This window comes from Pseudomonas sp. PICF6 (assembly GCF_009831705.1).
Classification (GTDB): Bacteria; Pseudomonadota; Gammaproteobacteria; order Pseudomonadales; family Pseudomonadaceae; genus Aquipseudomonas; species Aquipseudomonas rhizophila.
This window is the reverse complement of record NZ_WUUD01000020.1, coordinates 40412-43491: the sequence shown is the minus strand read 5'-3', so window position 1 is coordinate 43491 and position 3080 is coordinate 40412. Positions and strand designations below refer to the sequence as shown.

Annotated in this window: 4 protein-coding genes; 2 read left to right on the top strand and 2 right to left on the bottom strand. The window is 60.0% G+C overall.

Annotated elements, in window-relative coordinates:
- A partial coding sequence (locus GSM73_RS13400; RefSeq protein ID WP_256676895.1) for an MFS transporter occupies window positions 1-928 on the top strand: 928 nt, incomplete at its 5' end.
- Between the two features lie 15 nt (window positions 929-943).
- Here GSM73_RS13400 and GSM73_RS13395 read toward each other — a convergent pair.
- Entirely contained in the window at window positions 944-1600 is a 657-nt protein-coding gene (locus tag GSM73_RS13395; RefSeq protein ID WP_047227751.1) for a polysaccharide lyase family 7 protein, read from the bottom strand.
- Window positions 1601-1837: 237 nt separating this feature from the next.
- Between GSM73_RS13395 and GSM73_RS13390 the strand changes: the two genes are divergently transcribed.
- Window positions 1838-2173, top strand: a complete 336-nt coding sequence (locus GSM73_RS13390; RefSeq protein WP_047227691.1) for a lipoprotein — start codon at window positions 1838-1840, stop codon at window positions 2171-2173.
- Between the two features lie 68 nt (window positions 2174-2241).
- On the opposite strand, the gene GSM73_RS13385 is transcribed toward GSM73_RS13390, so the two are convergent.
- On the bottom strand, window positions 2242-2796 hold the full coding sequence (locus GSM73_RS13385; RefSeq protein ID WP_047227690.1) for a thioesterase family protein: 555 nt from the start codon (window positions 2794-2796) through the stop codon (window positions 2242-2244).
- Window positions 2797-3080: the final 284 nt, after the last annotated feature.

Genomic DNA, 3080 nt, shown 5'->3' with positions numbered 1-3080 from the left:
GTACATGGTGATCTACATGCCGACCCTGGCCCTGGTCAATTCCGTGGCGTTCCGCCAGATGCGCGACCCGGCGCTGGAGTTCTCCCGTATCCGGGTGTGGGGCACGATCGGCTGGATCGTCGCCGGCGTGGTGATCAGCTTTGTGTTTGCCTGGGATTCGCGCGAAGCGATCTCGGCGGGCGGCTTGCGCAATACCTTCCTGATGGCCAGCATCGCCTCGCTGGTCTTGGGACTCTACAGCTTCACGTTGCCGGCCACCGCACCGCTCAAGGCGCAAGCGAGCGCAGGTGACGTCAAACAGCTGCTGGGCCTGGATGCCTTGGGCCTGTTGAAGGATCGCAGCTACCTGGTGTTCTTCATCGCCTCGATCCTGATCTGCATCCCCCTGGCCTTCTATTACCAGAACGCCAACCCGTTCCTGGCCGAAACCGGCATGACCAATCCCACGGCAAAAATGGCCATCGGGCAAGTCTCCGAAGTGCTGTTCATGTTGCTGTTGCCGCTGTTCATCCAACGCTTTGGCATCAAGTTGGCGCTGCTGGTCGGCATGCTGGCCTGGGCGCTGCGTTACGTGCTGTTCGCTTACGGCAATAACGGCGACCTGGCGTTCATGCTCTTCACCGGTATCGCCCTGCACGGCATCTGCTATGACTTCTTTTTTGTCTCGGGGCAGATCTACACCGATGCCAAGGCGCCGGAGCGTTTTCGCAGCTCGGCCCAGGGGCTGATTACGTTGGCGACCTATGGCGTGGGCATGCTGATCGGCTTCTGGGTGGCGGGGCAGGTGACCGATCACTATGCCGTGGACGGCGGCCACGAGTGGAAGAGCATCTGGTTGTTCCCAGCCGGTTTTGCGCTGCTGGTGTTCGTCTGCTTCCTGTTTACCTTCAACGGCCGGCAGGCGGTCGTTGCCGCTTCAAAGGCCTGAGGGGCTGGACGTCAGTCATTTATGGCTGACGTCCAGTTTGGTGTAGGTCACTTTCCCGCCTTCGCTGGAAGAACCGACGTTGTCCAGGGTGTAGACGCCGGCCTTGAAGTAAAAGTTGTAGCCATGCCAGGCGCGGTCCAGCTTCACCTGCTTGCCAACGTTGTTGATCAGCACCGTGAGCTTGCCTTGCTTGTCCATCTGCAGGGAGTAGCTGAAGGTTTTGTTCAGTGCCACTTTTGGCACGGTATAGATCACCGGGCTCTTCTTGTCCTTGGGTTTTACCCGATATTCCACATCGATGTTGCCGGTGCCCTTGGCGTAGCGATACACCAGTTTCAACAGCGGCGTAGGGGCATCCTTGGCGTGGATCTGCGCCACGACTACACGGCCCTCGGAAGGGACCTGGTTCACCGCCAAAGTACCTTTGAGGGTATTGACGCCGCTGTTGTAACGCCAGTTGCGCAACTTGCCGTCTTTGGTGGTTTCGCGCAATTCGGAGCGCGGGTAGTCACTTTTACCGGTGTGGGAGCCGGTCACCGGCGCCCAGAAGACAATCCGCTCGCCGGAGCGGTTGAAATACTTGTTCTGCAGCGTCGGCATGGCCTTGGTCGCCACGACTTGCGCCGGGGTCTGCACGGGCAGGGTGATGTTCCAGACAGTCAAATCGATCATGGTCAATGCTCCGACGGAACCGGCCATTACTCATCAGCCGGAATGGGCAAGATTACCTTCCGTGGCACAGTGCCCATGGTATCGACGGGGGCCTGTTTAGCTGCAGAGGCAACTGACGAATGGCTCTGCGCTGAGCCTTGCGGTCGGTTGAGCGCAGTGATGTCAATTTGACGCTGATCGGTTAGAGTACGCGCCGCCCGAGAGATGGATCCCGGGCGTTTTCTCATGGAGTATTCAATGAACCACCTCAGCAAAATTGTCGCCTGCGCACTGGTTGGCCTGGCCTTGGCGGGTTGCACCGGCACCCCGATGAAAACCAAGCAGTACGACAGCAGCCAATACACCGTGGTCGGCCACAGTGAAGCGAAAGCCACCGGCCTGCTGCTGTTCGGCATGATCCCGATCCGCCAGAACAACCGTTTCGTGCGCGCTCAGAATGCCGCGATCCTGGCCAAGGGCGGCGATGCCATGATCAACACCCAAGTGCAGGAAGACTGGTTCTGGGCCTGGGTCCTGACCGGTTACACCACCAAGGTGTCCGGTGATGTGGTCAAGCTGAAAACCGTTCAGTAAGACTCACGCTGTTGTGGGGGAGGGATGTGCAGTGCCGGCTGGCGCGGATCGATCTGATCCAGTCACTGCTAGTCAACAGTACGAGCACTTTCCTCCTCCCGAAGCCCAAGGCTCATGTCATCGCAGCTTTGCGACCAGGCGCTGAGCCATTCGGGCATGGCCGGTGAGTGTTCGGCCAACCCCAGTGCGCGAATAAACTCTCCCGGTGCAATCGTGCCTTGGGCCGAACGGAACAGGCCGCGCATCATCACCACGCCCACCACGCGCCCCTGGCTCAGGAAGCGGTGTTCCATGAAGGTCCACTTCTCGTCCCAGCCCAGCAGGCGGGTGTGCACCTCGAACGCTTCGAACAGCTTCAGCTCCCGGCGGAACTTACCCCACACATCCCCCACGATCGGCACTGCCCTGTTGCGCAAGGCCACTTTGTAGGCGCCGCTGCGCAGCACGTAATCCATACGCCCTACGTCGGCCAGGGTGAAATAGCGGCCGTTGGTGACATGGCGGTTGAGGTCCAGGTCCAACGGCCACACCCGCATGCGCACCACGGTGGTATCCAGGGGGCCGGTCGGCTTGCGCCAGGGACGACGAAACAGCATGAGCAACAGTCGGAACCAGAGATTCATAAATACGCCCGCGAGGGTGGAAAACGCCGCACTTTAGACAGGCGCCGAGGCTTGGGCTAGGTGCGCAAATGACTGTTTTCGTGGAAATCGCACATTTGGGACATGGCCGGCGGGTTTGAACTCATCAAGAACCTGAGTTTGCGACGGCTGCGCCGCCGAGCGGGAGCAAGCTCCCTCGCCATAAAGGGCACTTTGGATTATCGATCGTTCCCACGCACCTGCGTAGGAACGTCGCCAGGGACGCTCCGCGTTCCGCTTCTGGAAGGTGACGCAGAGCGTCACGG